Source organism: Hymenobacter caeli (assembly GCF_013294115.1).
Classification (GTDB): domain Bacteria; phylum Bacteroidota; class Bacteroidia; order Cytophagales; family Hymenobacteraceae; genus Hymenobacter; species Hymenobacter caeli.
Map to the genome: position 1 here is coordinate 96095 of NZ_JABSNP010000001.1, position 20254 is coordinate 116348.

At 58.9% G+C, this 20254-nt stretch carries 17 protein-coding genes; 15 read left to right on the plus strand and 2 right to left on the minus strand.

Going from position 1 to position 20254, the window contains the following annotated elements; translation table 11 throughout:
- Positions 1-12 precede the first annotated feature (12 nt).
- The 10 genes from HNP98_RS00400 to HNP98_RS00445 all read left to right on the plus strand — a co-directional run bounded on the left by HNP98_RS00400 (position 13) and on the right by HNP98_RS00445 (position 11065).
- The gene (locus HNP98_RS00400; RefSeq protein WP_173808068.1) at positions 13-939 is read left to right on the plus strand and encodes a glycosyltransferase family 2 protein; all 927 of its coding nucleotides are present in this window, start codon (positions 13-15) and stop codon (positions 937-939) included.
- Positions 939-1829, plus strand: coding sequence for a glycosyltransferase family 2 protein (locus HNP98_RS00405; RefSeq protein WP_173808069.1), 891 nt, complete (start codon positions 939-941; stop codon positions 1827-1829). Before HNP98_RS00400 ends, HNP98_RS00405 begins: the two co-directional genes overlap by 1 nt.
- A 96-nt stretch (positions 1830-1925) precedes the next feature.
- On the plus strand, positions 1926-2726 hold the full coding sequence (locus HNP98_RS00410; protein WP_173808070.1) for a glycosyltransferase family 2 protein: 801 nt from the start codon (positions 1926-1928) through the stop codon (positions 2724-2726).
- Between the two features lie 93 nt (positions 2727-2819).
- Positions 2820-3869 carry an acyltransferase family protein gene (locus HNP98_RS00415; RefSeq protein WP_173808071.1) on the plus strand — a complete coding sequence of 350 codons (1050 nt, stop codon included), beginning with the start codon at positions 2820-2822 and terminating at the stop codon, positions 3867-3869.
- A gap of 728 nt (positions 3870-4597) precedes the next feature.
- Positions 4598-5527: a glycosyltransferase family 2 protein gene (locus HNP98_RS00420; RefSeq protein WP_317171005.1), complete on the plus strand. Its 930-nt coding sequence runs from the start codon at positions 4598-4600 to the stop codon at positions 5525-5527.
- A 296-nt stretch (positions 5528-5823) separates the two neighbouring features.
- A complete protein-coding gene (rffA, locus tag HNP98_RS00425) occupies positions 5824-6960 on the plus strand; it encodes a dTDP-4-amino-4,6-dideoxygalactose transaminase (RefSeq protein WP_173808073.1) in 1137 nt (378 codons plus the stop codon).
- A gap of 196 nt (positions 6961-7156) precedes the next feature.
- The gene (locus tag HNP98_RS00430; RefSeq protein WP_173808074.1) at positions 7157-8395 is read left to right on the plus strand and encodes a glycosyltransferase; all 1239 of its coding nucleotides are present in this window, start codon (positions 7157-7159) and stop codon (positions 8393-8395) included.
- A 41-nt stretch (positions 8396-8436) separates the two neighbouring features.
- Complete coding sequence (locus HNP98_RS00435) at positions 8437-9606, plus strand: glycosyltransferase family 4 protein (RefSeq protein WP_173808075.1); 1170 nt, start codon at positions 8437-8439, stop codon at positions 9604-9606.
- The gene (locus HNP98_RS00440; protein WP_173808076.1) at positions 9603-10298 is read left to right on the plus strand and encodes a haloacid dehalogenase-like hydrolase; all 696 of its coding nucleotides are present in this window, start codon (positions 9603-9605) and stop codon (positions 10296-10298) included. The genes HNP98_RS00435 and HNP98_RS00440 overlap by 4 nt, the downstream gene beginning before the upstream one ends.
- Positions 10295-11065 carry a hypothetical protein gene (locus tag HNP98_RS00445; RefSeq protein ID WP_173808077.1) on the plus strand — a complete coding sequence of 257 codons (771 nt, stop codon included), beginning with the start codon at positions 10295-10297 and terminating at the stop codon, positions 11063-11065. The genes HNP98_RS00440 and HNP98_RS00445 overlap by 4 nt, the downstream gene beginning before the upstream one ends.
- A 71-nt stretch (positions 11066-11136) precedes the next feature.
- Here the strand turns inward: HNP98_RS00445 and HNP98_RS00450 are convergent, their stop codons facing one another.
- Complete coding sequence (locus HNP98_RS00450; RefSeq protein ID WP_173808078.1) at positions 11137-12486, minus strand: hypothetical protein; 1350 nt, start codon at positions 12484-12486, stop codon at positions 11137-11139.
- Positions 12487-12716: 230 nt separating this feature from the next.
- Positions 12717-13964, minus strand: coding sequence for a tetratricopeptide repeat protein (locus HNP98_RS00455; RefSeq protein ID WP_173808079.1), 1248 nt, complete (start codon positions 13962-13964; stop codon positions 12717-12719).
- Between the two features lie 99 nt (positions 13965-14063).
- Here HNP98_RS00455 and HNP98_RS00460 point away from each other — a divergent pair, with 99 nt between their 5' ends.
- From HNP98_RS00460 to obgE, 5 genes are all read left to right on the plus strand, one after another.
- On the plus strand, positions 14064-14978 hold the full coding sequence (locus HNP98_RS00460; RefSeq protein ID WP_173808080.1) for a M20/M25/M40 family metallo-hydrolase: 915 nt from the start codon (positions 14064-14066) through the stop codon (positions 14976-14978).
- A gap of 157 nt (positions 14979-15135) precedes the next feature.
- On the plus strand, positions 15136-17364 hold the full coding sequence (locus HNP98_RS00465) for a sodium-translocating pyrophosphatase (protein WP_173808081.1): 2229 nt from the start codon (positions 15136-15138) through the stop codon (positions 17362-17364).
- Between the two features lie 325 nt (positions 17365-17689).
- Positions 17690-18232: a phosphoribosyltransferase gene (locus HNP98_RS00470; protein ID WP_173808082.1), complete on the plus strand. Its 543-nt coding sequence runs from the start codon at positions 17690-17692 to the stop codon at positions 18230-18232.
- A gap of 86 nt (positions 18233-18318) precedes the next feature.
- The gene (locus HNP98_RS00475; protein ID WP_173808083.1) at positions 18319-18942 is read left to right on the plus strand and encodes an adenylate kinase; all 624 of its coding nucleotides are present in this window, start codon (positions 18319-18321) and stop codon (positions 18940-18942) included.
- Positions 18943-19238: 296 nt separating this feature from the next.
- Positions 19239-20234 carry a GTPase ObgE gene (obgE, locus tag HNP98_RS00480; RefSeq protein WP_173808084.1) on the plus strand — a complete coding sequence of 332 codons (996 nt, stop codon included), beginning with the start codon at positions 19239-19241 and terminating at the stop codon, positions 20232-20234.
- Positions 20235-20254 lie beyond the last annotated feature (20 nt).

Consider the following 20254-nt stretch of genomic DNA (forward strand, 5'->3'; position numbering starts at 1 on the left):
GCCGCTTACGCTATGATTCAGGTTTCCGTTATCATCGTCAACTACAACACGTTCCAGCTCACCAGCGAAGCCATTGCCTCGGTGCAGCAGCACACGCGGGGGGTGTCGTACGAGATTATTGTGGTGGACAACGCCTCGACGGAGTGCGACCCGGGCCGGTTCGTGGAGCAGTTCCCGGCGGTGCGGCTGGTGCGCAGCCCCGAAAACGCCGGCTTTGCCAAGGGCAACAACCTGGGCCTTGCGCACGCCACCGGCGACACGGTGCTACTATTCAACAGCGACGCCGCCGTGCGCAACGACGCCCTCACCCTGACGTACCAGGCCCTGGTGAACGACCCGAAGCTCGGGATTGCCACGGGGCAGCTGCGCTACCCCGACGGCCGGCTGCAATACCAGTGCGGGCGGTTTCCGTCGCTGCGCCTGCAGCTGGTGGAGCTGCTGCGCCTGCAAAAAGCTATGAGCGCCGAAAAGCGGGGCGAGGTGCTGCTGGGTACTTTCTTCGGGCACGAAACGCCGTTCCGCCCCGACTGGGTGTGGGGCACGTACTTCCACGTGAAGCGCCGGGTGCTGGCCGAGCTGCCCGGCGGCAAGCTGCCCGACGATTTTTTTATGTACGCCGAGGATTTGCAATGGTGCTACGCCGTGCGCAAGCTGGGCTACGAGATTGAGTACGTGCCGGCCGCCCACATCCTGCACCACTTCGCGCAGAGCACCAAGCAGGAAAAAAAGCTGAACCAGCTGAACATGATATTGCGCAACGAAGACAGCTTCCTACGCCGGGAATACGGCAGCTGGTCCACCGGCAGCTACTACCTGGCCAAGATGCTGAACCTGTTGCTCTCGGGCGGCGGCGGCGCGGCCAACCGCTACCTCGCCGGCCAGTACCGCCGGCTGCTGCTGCGGCAGGAGCTGCGCACCACCACCAATTCCCCCGTCTGATGGTGGCCCCCACGCCCTTTTTTTCGGTTATCGTGCCCAGCTACAACCGCGCCGACATCATCACGCCGACGCTGGAAGCCATTCTGCGGCAGGAAGATGCGGACTTCGAGCTGATTGTGGTCGACGACGGCAGCCGCGACAACACGGAAGAAGTGGTGGCCCGCCTGCGCGACCCGCGCATCCGCTACTTCCGCAAAGCGAACGGGGAGCGGGGCGCGGCCCGCAACTACGGGGCCCAGCGGGCCCGCGGGCAGTACCTGAACTTTTTCGACTCCGACGACGAGATGTACCCCAACCACCTGCGGGTGGTGCGGGAGTTCGTGGCGGCCCGCGGCGCGGTAGAGTTTCTGCACACCGGCTACGAAGTCATCGACGGCGCGGGCCGCGTGGTGCACGAGTTTTGCGATTTCCCGCCGCTCACCAACGAGCTGCTGCTGCACGACAACCCCATGGCCTGCAACACCGTGTTCGTACGGCGCGACATCGCCTTGGCCAACCCATTCGAGGAGAGCCGGGCCTTGGCTTCGGCCGAAGACTGGGAGCTGTGGCTGCGGCTGGCCAGCCAGTACCTGTTCCACGGCATCCGGGCCAAAACGTTCTGCCTGCGCGAGCACGAGGGCCGCAGCCTGAATACCATTGCCCCGGCGGCCATCATTGCCCGCGACGAGTTGTTTGGCGAGCTGGTGCAACGTAACGCGGCGTTTGCGCGCCGCTTTCCTAACAAAGTGGGGCAATTCGTTGCCGACCGCTACACCTTCATCACCCTCACCCTGGCCCTGAGCAAACAGCACCGGGCCGCCACGCTGCGCTACCTTTGGAAAGCCGTGCAGCAAGACCCGACGGTGCTGTGGCGGCGGCGGTTTTTAGCCTCGGTGAAGCACATGATTTGAAGTTTGTTAAGCGCAACTCAACAAAAACGGAGTTTAGTGGAACGGTGACCAAGTTACTTTTTAATCCATTAATGCTTATTAATATAGTTTTTCATCATGAAAATATTTGCTATTTCAGTAGTTAAAAATGAGGCAGATATAGTTGCCAAAAGCCTATTAGAAGCTACTAGCTGGGCTGACAAAATATTTGTTCTCGACAATGGTAGTACCGATGGCACGTGGGAAATTGTGCAAGGACTAGCTTCCGATAAAATTATTCCTTGGAAACGCGACCTTACTCCGTTTTATGATGGTATTAGGGCTCAGGTATATCAAGAATTCAAACATTTGGCTAAAGAGGGAGACTGGTGGTGCTTTAGATTAGATGCTGATGAATTTTACGTTGATAACCCGGTGAATTTCTTGCAAAATGTTCCTAAACACCACCATTTCGTAGTTACCGATACTATTCAATTCCGATTGACTAAGGATGATTTTAAAGACGGCAAATCTCCCAAAAGTATTGAAGACATTCGCTATTATGATAAAAAGACTTGGAGCGAGGCACGATTTTTCCGTCATCGCGACAAGATGGAGTGGACCCCAGCAATGGAACGGCCAAAGCGTATGGGCGTAATGCACCCGAAGCGGATTAAATTGAGGCATTATCAATTTCGCTCCCTTGACCAAATCAAGCAGCGGATAGCGGTTCGTATTGAGGCTAAGCGAAATGGACATCCTGGATTTGATTATTCAATCAACGAAAATATTGACACATATCTGCATAATAGGGAGGAGTTATACTATTTCGACGGTGGAAATCAATGGACCCTGGATGGACCTCAAAATCATCTTTTCCAGCGTAAATACGACGTAATAATAAAGACTATTTTTCATGCTTTAGGAATCTATAAATAAGTTCAATATTAACTTTTTTAAAAATTACTCCTGTGTAATAGTACTGAATTAGCACACGAAATTGCATTGTTTAACAGGTTAAACGTTTGAATAATGGCAAATATTGTCATAGAGGGCCGTTCGTTAGAGGGTCAACGCGCCGAAAGCACGGTAGTGCCACCGAAAAAATTTGTGGAAGGCCTCGGATTTTTGCGGGGCGTAGCAGCTCTAAGCGTGTGTCTCTACCATTTTACCGGTGGCGCACTGCCTAAATTAAGGGATCCTTCAATAGAAAGGTTTTTTACGAATGGTTGGCTTGGGGTAGATATATTTTTTGTTATCTCCGGATTCATTATCCCTTATAGCCTAGTGGGAAAGAACTATTCGATTTTCGGTTTTTTTGGATATATAAAGAAAAGAATAATAAGAATTAATCCGCCGGCATATGTAGGCCTGGGGTTGGTGTTGGCGCAATGGTATTTTATTGATTACTTCATTGCTCATAATAATAAATATACAGCAGGTTTGAGTTTGCCGCAACTAATAAATAATATAACATTTACAATTCCGTTTACTCACTATAAGTGGATAGTTGCAATATTTTGGACACTAGCAATAGAATTTCAATTTTATATATTTATTGGTTTACTGTTTAATAAAATTTTTGAAAATTTTAACCCGTTTGTTTTCTTACTTATCTTTTTAAGTGCTGCCGCATTGCAGTATCTTCCCTTTACGAGTAGGGAAAATTTCTTTCATTACAGCTCATTGTTCGCCCTAGGTGGTTTGGCATTGTGCTATCATAGAGGGTTGATTGGGATTAAGAGCTATGCTGTTTTGCTGGCGATATTCTTCATAATAGCATGGGTTCAGTTATTGCCATATATTGCGATTATAGGGTTGGTGACGGTAATGTTTATTAGTTTTTTCAAGGTTAAAAATAGGGTTGCTGATTTTTTTGGTAAAATCTCATATTCCTTTTATCTAATCCATTTTTTGGTAGGGAGTACATGCGAATTCTTTTTAATAAGAATTTTTAGTCCAGACCCACTTATAAATAAAATTATTATGCTACTAATTTCGTTAATTATTTCCACAGGATGTGCCTACGTCTTTTATAATTTAGTAGAAAAGCAATTTATGAAATTAGCAAATAAATTATGATTTACTATTTTCATCTTAAAAACTAAGTATATAGTCAGTGCATAGGTCAGCGCATAGCGCTAAGATTTAGATGGTTATTTCCACCCTGGGGGCGGGAGGCGCCGTGGGTGTTCGGCGCCCACGGCGTAGCGCTGGTCCGGTACTACGACGTGGCGGAGGCCGACCTCGATTTTGACCTTGACAACCCGTACCAGTCGAGCAACCTGCGGGAGAGCTTGCAAGTAGTCGGCGGCGGGCCTCAACTTTGTAGGCAGTTACATGGGCCCGGAAAGAACCGGTAGTTTCGGGACCGGCTGGGGGCGGGGGTGCGGGCGGGCCGGATGGTGCGCTTGGAAGGCTTCGCGGCGGATTAGGAGCAGGCCATCGAAGCCGCCGATACCCATACCCTGCTGGACCGCTCGGAGCTAGGGTCTTTTCCTCTGACTTTTCTGGATTCTTTTCATTATGGCAGGCCCTGACTGTCAGCGATTGCAGCGGTCCGGCCGAGTAATGCCCAAACGGGCAGTCGGCCCTGCTGGTGCCCAACCGCGCGCAGCCCGGCAAGAGCGCCGCGGCCGCTGATGCCGGGCTGCGCGCGGTTCGCAGCGGCGGGCCGAACATTGCATGCAGCAAAAGTTCGCGCCGGCCCGCACCCACAAGCGGCTGGGACCCGGTACGCGACCGGGCGGGCGGGGCCCGACGGGCCCGCCCAGTATCTTGCGGCCCCGCCCGCGCTTTTTCCAATTTCCGTGCCTCCGCCCACCTTCTCCTTCGTCAGCCCCGTGTACCGGGCCGAAAGCCTGCTGGCGGAACTGGTGCGGCGGCTGGTGGCGGCGGGCGAGGCGCTGGGGGGCAGCTTCGAAATTGTGCTGGTGGACGACCGCAGCGCCGACGGCTCCTGGGCGGGCATCCTGGCGCTGGCGGCGCAGGACCCCCGGGTACGGGGCCTGCGCCTGAGCCGCAACTTTGGGCAGCACCGGGCCATCACGGCCGGGCTGGAACGGTGCCGGGGCGAGTGGGTGGTGGTGCTGGACTGCGACCTGCAGGACCGGCCGGAGGAAATCCCGGCGCTGTATGCCCGGGCGCAGGCGGGCTACGACCTGGTACTGGCCCGGCGCACCGGCCGGCAGGACGCGTGGGGCAAAAAACTAGTGTCGCGGCTGTTCTACCGGGTGCTGTCGTACCTCACCGAAGTGCCGCAGGACCCGGCGGTGGCCAACTTCGGCATCTACCACCGCCGGGTAATCGCGGCAGTGCTGGCCATGCGCGAGAGCATCCGCTACTTCCCCACGATGGTGCGCTGGGTGGGGTTCCGGGCCGGCTACCTCGACGTGGCGCACGCCGGGCGGGCCCGGGGGCCCAGTAGCTACCGGCTGAGCCAGCGGCTGCACCTGGGCCTGGATGTGCTGCTGGCCAATAGCGACAAGCCCTTGCGCCTGACCGTGAAAGCCGGGCTGCTGCTGGCGGGCGGAGCATTTTTGTTGGTGCCAGTGACGCTGCTACGCTACTGGGCCGGGCAGATTGACCAGCCGGGCTACACCAGCTTGATTATTTCGATCTGGTTTTTCTCGGGCCTGCTGCTGGCGGTGCTGGGCATGGTGGGCCTGTACATCGGCAAAACGTTTGAGCAGGTGAAAAACCGCCCGCTTTACATCGAGGACGAAGCAACGGGCAACTAGCGCGGGTTGCGGGGGGGCTGGTAAACAGGAAGCCGTTTGCATTGGCATCCGCACGGTGTAGAGAAGCATCCTTGCGTCTCAGGATTGAACGGTAGGCTTGAATCCGCCCCGTCGTTCATACTGGTCGTTCAGGCCTGAAGCGCAAGGATGCGTCTCTACCCCCGTTCCAGAAGCCAGAAACTTAAGCCAAACCGCTTGGAGGGGACCTGCACTGCCTCCGCGCCCATGGGGGCCAAAGCCACTTCAATGCCCTGCGGCCGGGCGCTGGCGGGCCCGGCCATACCTTTGCATTCCGCATGGATGCCCCGATTCCTTTTAATAAACCGTATTTCTCCGGCAACGAAACCCGCTACATCGAGCAGGCAGTGCGCTCGGGCAAGATTTCCGGCGACGGGCAGTTCACGCAGCGGGCCCACGCTTACTTCGAGCAGCACTGGGGGTTTCGGAAGGCACTGCTGACCACTTCCTGCACCGACGCGCTGGAAATGGCGGCCCTGCTGCTCGACATCGGGCCCGGCGACGAAGTAATTGTGCCGGCCTTCACGTTTGTGAGCACGGCCAACGCCTTTGTGCTGCGGGGGGCCACCATCGTGTTTGCCGACAGCACCGCGCTCAACCCCAACCTCGACGCCGCTGCCCTGGAGGGCCTCGTGACGCCGCGCACCCGGGCCGTGGTGCCGGTGCACTACGCCGGCATTGCCTGCGACATGGCGGCCGTGCTGGCCATCGCCGAGCGCCACGGCCTGGCCGTGGTGGAAGACGCAGCTCACGCCATCGACAGCTTCTACGACGGCCGGCGGCTGGGCACGTTGGGGGCCCTGGCGGCTTTTTCGTTTCACGAAACCAAGAACATCATCGCCGGCGAGGGCGGGTTGCTGGCCCTCAACGACCTGCGGTTCGCGCAGCGGGCCGAAATCATCCGCGAGAAGGGCACCACCCGGTCGGCGTTTTTCCGGGGCGAGGCCACCGAGTACAATTGGGTGGACGTGGGCTCATCGTTTCTGCCCTCGGAGCTAACGGCGGCGTACCTATGGGCGCAGATTGAGAACCTGGCCGACATCCAGCAGCGGCGCACTTCCATTTGGGACGCATACTACGCCGCCCTTGCGCCGCTGGGGGCCCTGGGGGTGGGCCTGCCCGAACTGCCCGCCTACGCCACCAACAACGGCCACCTGTTTTATCTGGTGTGCCGCGACCAAGCCGAGCGCGACGCGCTGATTGGTCATCTGGGGCAGCGGCGCATTCTGGCCGTGTTTCACTACCGGGCCCTGCACCGCAGCCCCTACTACGCCGCCCGGCACGACGGCCGGCCCCTGCCGTGGGCCGAGCACTACACCGCCTGCCTGGTGCGGCTGCCCCTGTACTACGAATTGGACGGCGTGGCGCAGCAACGCGTTATCGACGGCGTGCTGGCGTTTTACCAAGGCCGTTAATCCCGGCTCATGACCTGCCCATCGACTTCGACGCCTTGGCCACGTGAACGGCCCTAATTTGCATAATGCGCGTAACCGAAAGAAAGTGAAGCCAAACGATTCTTTATAGCGCGTTGGTTCGCATTGAAAACCGTTTTAAACGTCACAAAATCATTCAATAAATGCAGGGCGAGGGTCTATCTTGCTCTACTCTTTTATGCGAAAAAAACTCTTGATTGTCATCCCAAATTTGGGGTTAGGCGGGGCCCAACGCGCATTTCACGACCACAGCGTAGAACTACAGAAACGCTATGACGTGACGGAGGCTGTTTTTAATTTAGACGAGCCCAATATTTATCCGAGTGGTAATCCGCTCGAAAATATGGACGTGGCTGGGGGCGGGAGTGCCCTGCGTAAGGCGGCTAATTTCGCGAAGCGCATCACCCGGTTGCGGGCGCTGAAAAACCGGTTGCAAGCCGATGTGTGCGTGAGCCACCTGGAAGGGGCAGACTACGTGAACCTGCTCAGCAAAGGCCGGGAGAAAGTAATTCTGCTGATTCAGGGATCGAAAGTGCACGACCGCAACATCAGCGGGCCGCTGGGGTGGCTGCGTAAAAAGGTGATGATGCCGGCCCTGTACAAGCGGGCCGACCGCATCGTAACGGTGAGCCGGGACATTATGCCCGAGATCATCGAGGCTTTTGGGGTGGATGCCCGCAAGGTGCTCACCATTCACAACTCTTTTGAGGTAGAACGGGTGTGGGCGCAGGCCCAGGAAGCGCTGTCGGCCGAGATGCGGGCCGTATATGACGCCGCGCCTGCGTTGGTGACCTCGGCCCGGCTGGCGGTACAGAAAAACCAAGCACCCTTGCTGGACATTTTTGCGGATTTATTGCGTCGCCGCCCGGCCAAACTGATATTCATCGGTGATGGCGAATTGCGGAATGAGCTGATTAGCAAGGCGCGTGCGTTGGGGCTGCGGGTGTACGATGTCTGGGCCCAGAAGCCGCTGACGCCCGATTACGACGTGTACTTTATTGGTTTGCAGCAAAACCCGTTTAAATTCATTCATCCGGCCGACCTATTTGTTTTCCCTTCGGGCTGGGAGGGGTTCCCCCTGGCCCTGGGCGAGGCGATGATCTGCGGCGCGGCAGTGGTGACCACTGATTGCCCTACGGGCCCCCGCGAGATGCTGGCCCCCGCTACCGCTACCCCGGCGGCGCCCATTCGGGCGGCGGAGTGGGCAGAGTTTGGCATATTGATGCCGATGCTTACTGAAGCGGACACGTTGAAAACCGACGAAAAGGTATGGACAGATACCATTGAGCAACTCCTGGCCGACCCAGCCGAGCGCCAGCGCCTGGGGCAACTGGCCCGGCGGCGTATGGAAGACTTCACGCACAAAAAAATTTTCCAGCGCTGGTCAGAATTGATTGAGGAGGTGCTGGCCATCTAGTCCGGCCATCCGGGACTTTCCGGTACCTTTGCGCCCTGCCTATGCCAGATTCTGCTCCGCTTACTGCTCACCGCATCCTGGTAGTTGATAACTGCATAGCCGTTACCGGTGCGCTAAAGGCTATTTTGAACACCGCCCGGGCATTGCAGGCAGAATACGCGGGTCAGTTCGAGTTTGAATTCGTACTGCCCACCGGTAGCACCGCCCTGCCTACGGTAGTCGGTGAGGGCTTCCGGGTGCACACGCTGCCATTCGTGGAAATCAGCAGGCGGCCCGGCGAATTACTGCGTTACGTGCCCGCGTTGCTGGCCAACGGCTGGCGGCTGCGGCGGCTGGCGCGGCAGCGCGGCGTAGCCCTTATTCACCTGAATGATTTTTTCAACCTGGCGGGCGTCGTGGCCAAATGGGCCAGGGGGCCGAAGCTCCTGACGCACGTGCGGCTGCTGCCCCAAAATTTCCCGGCACCGCTCCGGCGCTTATGGGTAAGCGCCGATACCCGGTACGCCGACCGCGTGATTTGCGTATCGGAGGCCGTGCAGGCCGCCTTTCCGGCAGCTCCCAACGTGCTGGTGGTGGCCGACCCCCTGCCGGAGCACGAGCAGTACCCAGCACCGGCCCCCGACCAGGCCGCGGGCCGCGCCCGAACGGGCGAACTGAAGCTGCTGTATTTGGCAAACTACATCCAGGGTAAGGGCCACGACCACGCGGTCGAAGCCTTTGCCGCCGCGCACGCGCAGAACCCGCACCTGCGCCTGTACTTCCACGGCGGTGATATGGGGCTAAATAAAAACCGGGCGTATCGCCAAACCCTCGAAGCGCGGGTGCAGGCGCTGGGGCTGACGGCAGCGGTGCATTTTGGTGAGTTTGTGCAGGACGTGGAGCAGGCAATCAAAGCGGCTGATGTGCTCCTTAATTTCTCCGAAACCGAGTCGTTTTCGTTGACTTGCCTCGACGCGCTGTTCTATGGCACGGCATTGGTTGCTTCCGATTGCGGCGGGCCCCGGGAATTGTTTGAGCACGGGCGCTCGGGCCTGCTGGTGCCCAACAAGGACGTGCCGGCCATGGCGGCCGCCATTCTGGAACTGGCCGCCGACGCGGCCAAACGCACCCGCTTCGCGGCGGCCGGCCGGGAATACGTGCGGCAAAAATTCAGCCCGGACGCTACCTACCGCAAACTCCGGAAGGTGTACTTAACGCTGCTAGCCCCATGAGTGCTGCTAAAATGCTGCCCCCGGCAGACGTCGATGTTTTTGTCTTCGATGTCTGCGATACGCTGTTTTACTCCAACACCACGTTTGACTACTTAAATTATGTGCTGGAGCAGAAGCAGTTGGGCGGCCGTCGGCGGTGGCTGCAGTTGCTGACCAAGCGCTGGTCGCCGGCTTACCTGGGGCTCGCGGTCTGGCAAAAGCTGGCGGGCGGCGATGCCATCAAAGCGGCCGCGCTGCGCTTGCTGGTGGGCATCCCCAAGGAAGAGCTGTACGCGCTGGGGCGAAGCTTCCTGAAGGACTTTTTAGGCACCCGTAAAATCGCCCGGACGCACGAGCTGCTGGCAAGCTCGGTGGGTTCCCGTACACGCGTCGTACTAATTTCTGCTAGCCTGGACCCCATCATTGCCGCCTTGGCAGTCGCGCTGGAAGTAGAGTTTGTGTCTTCGGAGTTGGACTACGACGGACGGGGGCGCTGCACCGGTCGTTTGCGCCGCGAAATGAGCGGGCAAAAACACCACGCGCTACGCGAGCTGGCCGGGGCTGATTTGCGTCTGGCCGTAGCGACTGATAATTTTACCGACCGCGCGCTGGTTGCCGGTGCCGCCTACCGCTACGTGGTGGTGCACCGCCCCGCGGACAAGCCCTTTTGGCAAGACCTGGGGCCCCAGTTCATTGAGGCTTATTCCGCATGAATACTCTTCGCTTCCTGTTGCCGTATACCTATTTCTACGGCAGCCGGGTAAAACAGCTCAAGTACAACGTCTATTACCTGATTATTGACTGGGCGGTACCCTTCGCGCTGCTGGTCTATTTTTCCGGTTTTGACTGGCAGCACTCGCTGCTGCGGTTTGTGCTGGCCTACCTGGCGTTCATTTCCATTTACGAGGTTGGGTACCTGGGCAACGACGTGTACAGCGTGCGGCACGAAACCAACCCGCGTCGGCGGGTAAAAAGTTTTGACCCTTCCAATGCCGTAATCAGTTTGTGGGTGCTGACGCGCGTGGCAGCATTTGCTGGCATTAGCTGGTACCTGGGGGTGTGGCGGCAGCCGTTGTGGCTGGCTTACTATGCTGTGCTGATAATTTTCTTTTACCTGCACAACGTATTGAAAGATAATGAGCTGAAGGTGATGACCTTTGTCAATCTGGCCTTCAGCCGCTACCTGGCCCCGGTATTTATCTTCCTGTTACCAGCACAGCTTATGCTCATCGTGGCCCCTGTGTTTCTGAACTACGTGTTCTACCGCACCCTGATGTACATGGACAGCAAAGGGCTGCTCAACATGCCCAATCGGCGGGCTCCCGCCCACAAGGTTTACTATTACTTGTTGGCGATGGGGGTGAGCGTCGTGCTGTCGCTGATGGGGCACTCCTGGGTACCGGTCGCCATCACGGGGTATTATCTATTATTCTGGTCGGTGGTGCAGGCGGTGGGCATCAAAGCACCCGAAGCCGAATAGCCCAAAAAACGTTGAAGCAGCTAATAAAATAAGCCGCCGCTTAAAGACGCTTCTATTGACATAGAGCATCTTTAAGCGGCGGCCAGCTTTTTTCGCTGCCGCGAAACAGTCCCCAGCCTTGGTTTGGGCCGGGCCTGGAATTGCATAATGTATAGACCTGATAGATAGAAGGGCATGAGCGGAATTTTGTAGCGGACCAGCGTCCCAAAGTTGCCGCTGTTGGTGCCAACCCCAATAGCCAACACGATGGAAAAAAGAAAGCAGAACGTGAGAATAGGCTGGGAAATTATGAGCTGTAAGCTTTTGAGGACACCCGTGCGGTAAAACAACGTGACAGTTAAGTAAAGAAACAAGGTGGCTTCCAAAGCCGAAAGAAGCATAACCGGGTTGCGGGCTTCGAATATAAACGGCCGGAAAATGCTTACGACGACAGCTTGCGGAGCCACTTTAACCAAGGAACTGGCTGAACCATCGAACGTCCCGATGTTGTAGGCTGATCCGTTGGATACCTGAGTTGTGAGGTATTCCGAATTAATTTTAGTGCGTTCACCAATCTTGTTTACGTCGTATTTATCGTCACCGGAGGTAAGGCGCGTTGCACCTATGTAGCCGGCTCCCAAACCCAGTAAAAGAAAAAACGGCTTGAGAACTAGGCGAACCGTAGAGGATTTTATGCGTTGGTTATTTTCATTGAATACCCAAAGCAAGGCGGGCGGTAGAAAAGACAATAGTATATACACTTTCACTGAGTAAAGGACGTAGGCACCTAACAGCCCCACTAATACTGAAAATAAAATACTCCGCTTGGCAATGGTAGAGTAGTAAAAACCATAAAATGTCCAACCGAGGGCACCAATACAAATAGAATCTTTCATGAGGCCGGAACCCCAAAAGAATACAGAAGGCAGAAAAAATACAGCAGTAGCAAGCTGCTTATATGCCAAGGGATAAATACGCAGAAAAGTGGTGTACATGGCCCACATGCCACTAAAGCTCAGCGCGGCGAACATTAGGCCGATGATGGTGTAAGTGCCAAAGCAAAAAAGGCCGAAAAAAGCGGCTATGCGAATCACAAAATACTCGGTTGGAGACCGGTACCAATATAATTGACCAACGTAAGGAGCTGTGTCCGGGTCAAAGCTATTGGTAGAGCTGAAAATAAGTTTTAATCCAGCCAAAGGCGAATTTATAAATGCACCGTATATGACCTTGGTGTGGTTATAATAATTAAAAGTGTCGCCACCCCCGTAATAATATTGGAAAATAAGTCCCAGCACGATAGCACCTAAAAACTTGAGGGTAAGCGCTGGAATAAAGTAAGGTTTAGTATAGACATTAGTAAAACGGCCTCTAATGGAAAATGCAATAGAATAAAATATCCCTAAGTATATAGGCGTTAAAAGCAGATCATTTAATTCCATGACGCACAGAGTTGGATGTTTCGTTTAATCTCATTTGTACTGCTCCTGATTAAGTTGTTAGGGCCAGAAACAATGGTATTGACCATAAACAACTTATCAATTTTTCCGCCTTGGCTAATACCTGCAACAAGTAAGTGCTTTTTAGAAGAAATATTTTGGTTAAGTGCTTACGGCAACGAGTGTGCTAGAAATCAAAACGGAACATGCCTTTTGGTGAATGGCTCAATGATTCAGCTTTTATTTTTTTTCAGCCACGAGGCAGCTTCTTTGTACTGTTCTGACTTGTGGTCGGCGATGTCCTTCACCACCAAATAGTAACGGCGGGCGGTGGCAACTTCTTTTTCTTTGTCGGCGAGGCGGGCCAAGTTGGCGTTGGCGAATAGGTAGAAGCCGCCCTTGGTGTCGCCGCTGCTCTCGGCAAACACGATGCAGCGCTGGTAATAGTCGCGGGCCTTGGCGGCGTCGCGGTAGCGGTACTGCATGAGGTAGCCCAGGAAGTAGCTGGCGTAGCGCCCGCTGGTGGCCTCGTAGCCGGGCATGCCCAGGTTGATTTTCTCCATGATTTCCTTGCTCACCCGCTCGCACTCCGCGAAGTCGCCCTGGTCGTAGGCCAGCAGGGCGTAGAAGCGCTGGAAGTAGCCGTTGTCGGGGAAGGCGGCGGCCAGCTGCTTGGCCACGGGCAGGGCCTCGGCCCCGTTGCCTTCCTCGTTTTTGAGGATACCCATCAGAAACACCTTGGCCTCGGTGGCGGTGTAGAAGCCGGTGGTGGCCACGGTGCGCAGCTGCTGGAGGCCCAGCGCTTTGTTGCCCTTGGGGAAGAACAGCAGCACCGGCCGCAGGAACGGGTAGTTGTCGGGAATCCAGACGGCGTAGTAGTTGAAGAGGGCCTGCCCGAACAAAAACTCCGGGCTCAGGCCGTTGGCTTCCTGGCTTTTCTGCAGGTAAGTCAGGGCCCGCTTGCTGTCCACGGTGGCCAGCCGCCAGTCGTGGCGCTCGGCGTGCAGGCGGGCGCTGAAGCCGTAGGCCGCCGCCAGGAAAAACGTGGCCTCGTAGTTGTGGTCGTCGGCCCGGTACAGGGTTTCGGCCTTGGTGATGGCCGAGTCCATGTAGGCAAAGAAGGTGCGGTCGTACACCTTGGTCTGGAAGCTGGTGGGGCGAATCTTCCACCACGTGTTCAGGCCCAGCATAAGGTAGGCGAGGGGGTGCTCGGGGTAGCGCCGCTTGAGGGAGCGGAACTGCTTCTCGGCCCGGTCGTACTTGAAGTTGTAGAGGTTGTGCACGGCCCCGTCCAGCTCCTGCTGGATGTCTTTGTTGAGCAGCAGCCAGCCCTTGGTGTCGATGGCCTGCGGGGCTACGGCCACGCTGTCGAGGTGCACCACGGGCATGGCCCCGCGCCGCCGCGCCGTGTCGCCCACCTGGGCCCGGGCCGCCAGGGGGGCCAGCAGCAGCACGCCCCAGCAAAAAAGCAAACGCAGCATAGAAAACGAAAAGTGAGGGCCCGGGACGGCCGGCTTCGGCCCCCCGGGGCCCCTAAAGTACGGACTCTGGCCTAGCTTTGGCCCAGTTTTCCCCTGCCCATGCAACTGCTCGAAACCCTGTGTCGCCTCGCGGCCCCGTCCGGCCACGAAGGCCCGATGACCGCCTTTGTGCTTGACTACGTGCAGCAAAACCGGGCCGGCTGGCAGCACCAGCCGCAGGTGCTGGCCGGCGACGGCTTCCAGGACTGCGTGGTGCTCGTGTTTGGGCAGCCGCGCACGGCCGTGTTCGCGCACCTCGACAGCATCGGCTTCATGGTACGCTACGGCCGGCAACTGGTGGCCATCGGCGGGCCCGAAACCCAAGCCGGCTACCACTTGGTGGGCCACGACGCGGAAGGAGAAATAGCGTGTACACTGACCATCAACGACGAAACCGAAACCCTGGGTTACGAGTTCAGCCGCGAGTTGGCCCGGGGCACGGAGCTAACGTTTCGCTGCGACTTCCGCGAAACCGAGCAGACGGTGCAGAGCTGCTACCTCGACAACCGCCTGGGCGTGTGGACGGCCCTGCGCCTGTGCGAAACCCTGGAGCACGGCATCATCGCCTTCAGCTGCGGCGAGGAGCACGGCGGCGGCACGGTGCCTTTCCTGGCGCAGTTCATCTACGACACCTATAAGGTGCGCCAGGCCCTGATTTGCGACATTACCTGGGTAACCGAGGGCGTGCACCTGGGCGGGGGCTGCGTGATATCGCTGCGCGACTCGCTCATCCCGCGCCGCGCCTACGTCGAGCGCATCCGGGCCATCGCGGAAAAGTCGGGCATTGCTTACCAGCTGGAGGTGGAAGACAGCGGCGGCTCCGACGCCAAGGAGCTGCAACGGGCCGCCCAGCCCTGGGACTGGTGCTTCGTGGGGGCCCCGGAGGACCACGTGCACACCCCCGACGAGCTGGTGGACAAGCGGGACATTGCCAGCATGTTGGCCCTCTACCAGGTGCTGTTGCGGGAGCTGTAAGCGGTAAGCCATTAGCTTTTAGCTGCTAGCTATTAGCTTTTGTTCTGACTGACAAAGGCTTATGGCAGCGCGAATGTTCGCTTATTTTTGGCCACTATTTAGCTGGGCCCTACATTTACCGGCACTCCTCTTCATTCCCACCTAACATCCTGCCGGTATGACGCCTTACCTCTACGCGGTGCCCGCGCTGGGCCTTTTTTCGCTGTTGTACACCTGGCTGCGGGCCGGCTGGGTGGCCCGCCAGGACGCCGGCGATGCCCGCATGACCACCATTGCCGGCTACATTGCCGACGGGGCCATTGCCTTTTTGCAGGCCGAATACAAGGTGCTGGCCCTGTTTGGGTTGATTGCCGGGGCCTTCCTGTTTTATCTGGGCAGCACGAGTGGTAATTCCAGCCCGGTCATCGTCATTGCCTTCGTTATTGGGGGCGTGTTTTCGGCGCTGGCGGGCTTCATTGGGATGAAGATTGCCACCAAGGCCAACGTGCGCACCGCGCAGGCGGCCCGCACCAGCCTGGCCACGGCCCTGAACGTGTCGTTCTCGGGCGGCTCGGTGATGGGCATGGGCGTGGCCGGCCTGGCCGTGCTGGGGCTCGGGTCGCTGTTCATTGTGTTCTATAAGATGTTCGTGCCCAGCGGCCTGGCCAATGGGCAGGAGATGGAAAAGGCCCTGGAGGTGCTTACCGGCTTCTCGCTGGGGGCCGAGAGCATTGCCTTGTTTGCCCGGGTGGGCGGCGGCATCTATACGAAAGCGGCCGACGTGGGGGCCGACCTCGTGGGCAAGGTCGAGGCCGGCATTCCGGAGGACGACCCCCGCAACCCCGCCACCATCGCCGACAACGTGGGCGACAACGTGGGCGACGTGGCCGGCATGGGGGCCGACTTGTTCGGCTCCTACGTGGCCACGATTCTGGCCACCATGGTGCTGGGCCGCGAAGTGACCGTGACCGGCGACCAGTTCGGGGGCCTCTCGCCGATTTTCCTGCCGATGGCCATCGCGGGCATGGGTATTTTGGCTTCGCTCGTTGGTATTTTATGCGTGCGGGTGAAGGAAGGCGGCAACGTGCAGGCGGCCCTCAACCTGGGCAATTACATTTCGGTGGCGGTATCGGCCTTGGCCTCCTACGGCCTCATTATGTGGATATTGCCTGCCGGCACGTTCACCATTCGCGGCGTTTCGTTCGATGCCCTGCACGTGTTCTACGCCGTGCTGGTGGGCCTCGTGGTGGGCACGCTGATGAGCATCATCACTGAGTACTACACGGCGATGGGCAAGCGCCCGGTGCTGAGCATTGTGCAGCAGAGCAGCACGGGCCACGCCACCACCGTGATTGGGGGCCTGGCCGTGGGCATGGAAAGCACCGTGCTGCCGATTCTGGTGCTGGCGGCGGGCATCGTGCTGAGCTTCCGGGCCGCCGGCCTCTACGGCGTGGCCATCGCGGCGGCCGGCATGATGGCCACCACGGCCATGCAGCTGGCCATCGACGCCTTCGGGCCCATTGCCGACAACGCCGGCGGCATCGCCGAGATGAGCGAGCTGCCCAAGGAAGTGCGCGAGCGCACCGACATCCTCGACGCGGTGGGCAACACCACGGCCGCCACCGGCAAAGGCTTCGCCATTGCCTCGGCGGCCCTCACGTCGCTGGCCTTGTTCGCGGCCTTCATGGGCACGGCCCACATCGACACCATCGACATCAGCAACGCCGACGTGCTGGCGGGCTTGTTCGTGGGGGCCATGATTCCGTTCATCTTCTCGGGCCTGGCCATTGCCGCCGTGGGCCGCGCCGCCATGGCGATGGTGCAGGAGGTGCGCCGCCAGTTCCGCGAGATTCCGGGCATCATGGAGGGCACGGCCCGGCCCGAGTACGAGAAGTGCGTGGCCATCTCGACGGCGGCCGCCATCCGCGAGATGATTTTGCCGGGGGCCATTGCCCTGCTCACGCCCATCCTCGTGGGCTTCTTGTTCGGGCCCAAGGTGCTGGGCGGCTTGCTGGCGGGCGTGACGGTGAGCGGGGTGCTGATGGCCATCTTCCAGAGCAACGCCGGCGGGGCCTGGGACAACGCCAAGAAATCGTTCGAGAAAGGCGTGCTGGTGAACGGCGTGATGCAGTACAAGGGCTCCGATGCCCACAAGGCGTCGGTGACCGGCGACACCGTGGGCGACCCGTTCAAGGACACGTCGGGCCCCAGCATGAACATCCTCATCAAACTCATGAGCATCGTGAGCCTGGTCATTGCTCCGCACATCGCCGAGAAAACCACGGCTGCCGGGGCCGCCGCCGCGCCCGCGCCGCTACGCTTCGAGCAGGCCTTCCGCCCCCGTGTGCGCTACGCCGAAGCGCTGGCCCCGGCAGCAGCTTACGTCCTGCACACGGTGCTGAAATAGCTCGTCATAACCACGGATTTGTCGGGTTTTGGGCCCCATTGGCGGGGCCCCGCCGGGCTGCCGGCTTTTCGCCGGCTGCCCGGTAATCGCCAGGGGCCCTGTGATTATACTCCAGGCTTTTGCCAACGGCCTAAGTTTTGGAAGATTTTTTATAGTTGCACTTGGAAACAGCGTAGCGGCAACCCGACGATTACCGGGCAGCCGGCGAAAAGCCGGCAGCCCGGCGGGGCCCCGCCAATGGGGCCCAAAACCCGACCCATTCGCCTGACCCGATAAATCCGTGGTTATGACAGTAGCTTTGCGGTTTCATTTTTCCTTGCGCCGCATGGGTTCGTCCCCCACCATCACCCTCCACGACAAAGCGTTTCGCCCTTACCTATCGGCCGCGGAGCTGGCCACGGCCATCGACGGGGTGGCCGCCCGCCTCAACGCCGACTACGCCGGCCGCCGGCCCCTGTTCGTGGTGGTGCTCACGGGGGGCTTCATGTTTGCCGCCGACTTGCTCAAGCGGTTCACCGGCGACTGCGAGATTGTGTTCATCCGGGTGGCGTCGTACGAGGGCACCGGCAGCACGGGCACGGTGCAGGAAATCATGGGCCTGCGCGAGGACGTGCAGGGCCGCGACCTGATTTTGGTGGAAGACATCGTGGACACGGGCACTACCCTGCACCACCTGCTGCCCACGCTGCGGGCTAAGAACCCGGCTTCTATCGAGATAGCCGCCTTGTTCTTCAAGCCCGCCAGCCTGCGCCACGACTTGGTGCTGAACTACATCGCCCGGGAAATCCCCAACGATTTCGTGGTCGGCTACGGCCTCGACTACGACGGGCTGGGCCGCAACCTGCCCGAAGTGTACGTGGCCGCATAAGGAAAAATCCGTTCGGCTTTGTTACGGATTGATTAACTTTCCCACCCAACCCACCCCGCGCCCCGGCGCGCTGTTCCCCGTTTTTCATGCTGAATATCGTATTGTTCGGCCCGCCCGGTGCGGGCAAAGGCACCCAGAGCCAGAAGCTCATTGCCCACTACCACCTGGTGCACCTGAGCACCGGCGACCTGCTCCGCGCCCAAATCGCGCAGGGCACCGAGCTGGGCCTGCGGGCCAAAAAGCTGATGGACGAAGGCCTACTCGTGCCCGACGAGGTGGTCATCGGCATGATTGACAGCGCCCTGAGCGCCAACGAGGAAGCCGCGGGCTTCATCTTCGACGGCTTTCCGCGCACCGTGCCGCAGGCCGAAAGCCTCGATCGGCTGCTGGCCCAGCACCGGGCCCAAATCGGCTGCATGGTGGCCCTCGAAGTGAAGGAAGAGGAACTAGTGACGCGCCTGCTGGAGCGGGGCAAAACCAGCAACCGCCCCGACGACCAGGACGAGACCAAAATCCGCCGCCGCGTGACGGTGTACAACACCGAAACCGCCCAGGTAGCCGGCTACTACGCCGCCCAGCACAAGTTCCACGCCCTCAACGGCACCGGGGCCATCGACGACATTTTTGGCCAGGTGTGCGCCGTCATCGACCAGCACCGCGCCGCCCTGGACGAAGCACCGGCCGCGGCCACCGAAGAGGTGCAGGCGTAGCGCTGCGCTAGTGATGAGTTTCGGGTTATGAGTTATGAGTTTCGGCCCATGCGCCGACGCTCATAACTCATTTGCTTATCGGCCGGTGTGTCAACTCATAACCCATAATTCATAACTTAGAGCATTTTTTAGGTTGGTGTACAGTCCGGTCCGCCGGTTTTTTCGACCGGCCGACCGGTTGACTGACCGCCACTTATTTTCCTTGACGACAATCGGTCGGCCGGCTGAAAAAGCCGGCCGACCGGGAGCAGCCCAGCTGCACACCAACCTGAAGACTGCTCCATAACTAAAAAACCGTGGCTTCCAATAATTTCATCGACTACGTTAAGCTCACCTGCCGCTCGGGCAAGGGCGGGGCGGGTTCGCACCACTACTTCCGGGCCAAGGGCCTGCCCAACGGGGGGCCCGACGGCGGCGACGGCGGCCGCGGCGGCCACATCATCCTGGAGGGCAACTCGCAGCTGTGGACGCTGCTGCACTTGCAGTACCAGAAGCACGTGTTTGCCAAAGACGGCGAGGGCGGGGGCGAAAACCTGCGCTCCGGGGCCCAGGGCGAAGACATCGTGCTGCAAGTGCCGCTCGGCACGGTGGCCCGCGACGCGGACACGGGCGAGCAAATCCTCGAGATTACCGAGCAGGGGCAGCGCCTGGTGCTGGTGCCCGGCGGGCGCGGGGGCCTGGGCAACGACCACTTCAAAACGCCCACCAACCAAGCCCCCAGCTACGCCCAGCCCGGCGAGCCGGCCGTGGAGGCCCTGGTTGTGCTGGAACTGAAGCTGCTGGCCGACGTGGGCCTGGTGGGCTTCCCCAACGCGGGCAAGAGCACGCTGCTTTCGGTGGTGTCGGCGGCCAAGCCCAAAATTGCCGACTACGCCTTCACGACGCTGACGCCCAACCTGGGCGTGGTGGCGTACCGCGACTACAAGTCGTTCGTGATGGCCGACATTCCGGGCATCATCGAGGGGGCCGCCGAGGGCCGGGGCCTGGGCACGCGCTTCCTGCGCCACATCGAGCGCAACTCCATGCTGCTCTTCATGATCAGCTGCGACAGCCCCGACATTGCCGCCGAGTACCGGGTGCTGCTCGGCGAGCTGGAGCAGTTCAACCCCGAGCTGCTGGACAAAACGCGCCTGCTGGCCATCACCAAAACCGACATGCTCGACGAAGAATTGGAAGCCGAAATGAAGGCCGCGCTGCCGGCCGACGTGCCGCCCACCATCTTCATTTCCAGCCTGACCAACAAGAACATCCAGCCGCTGAAAGACATGATTTGGCGGGCCCTGCACGCGTAAGGGTAGTTGCGGCCTTTTTC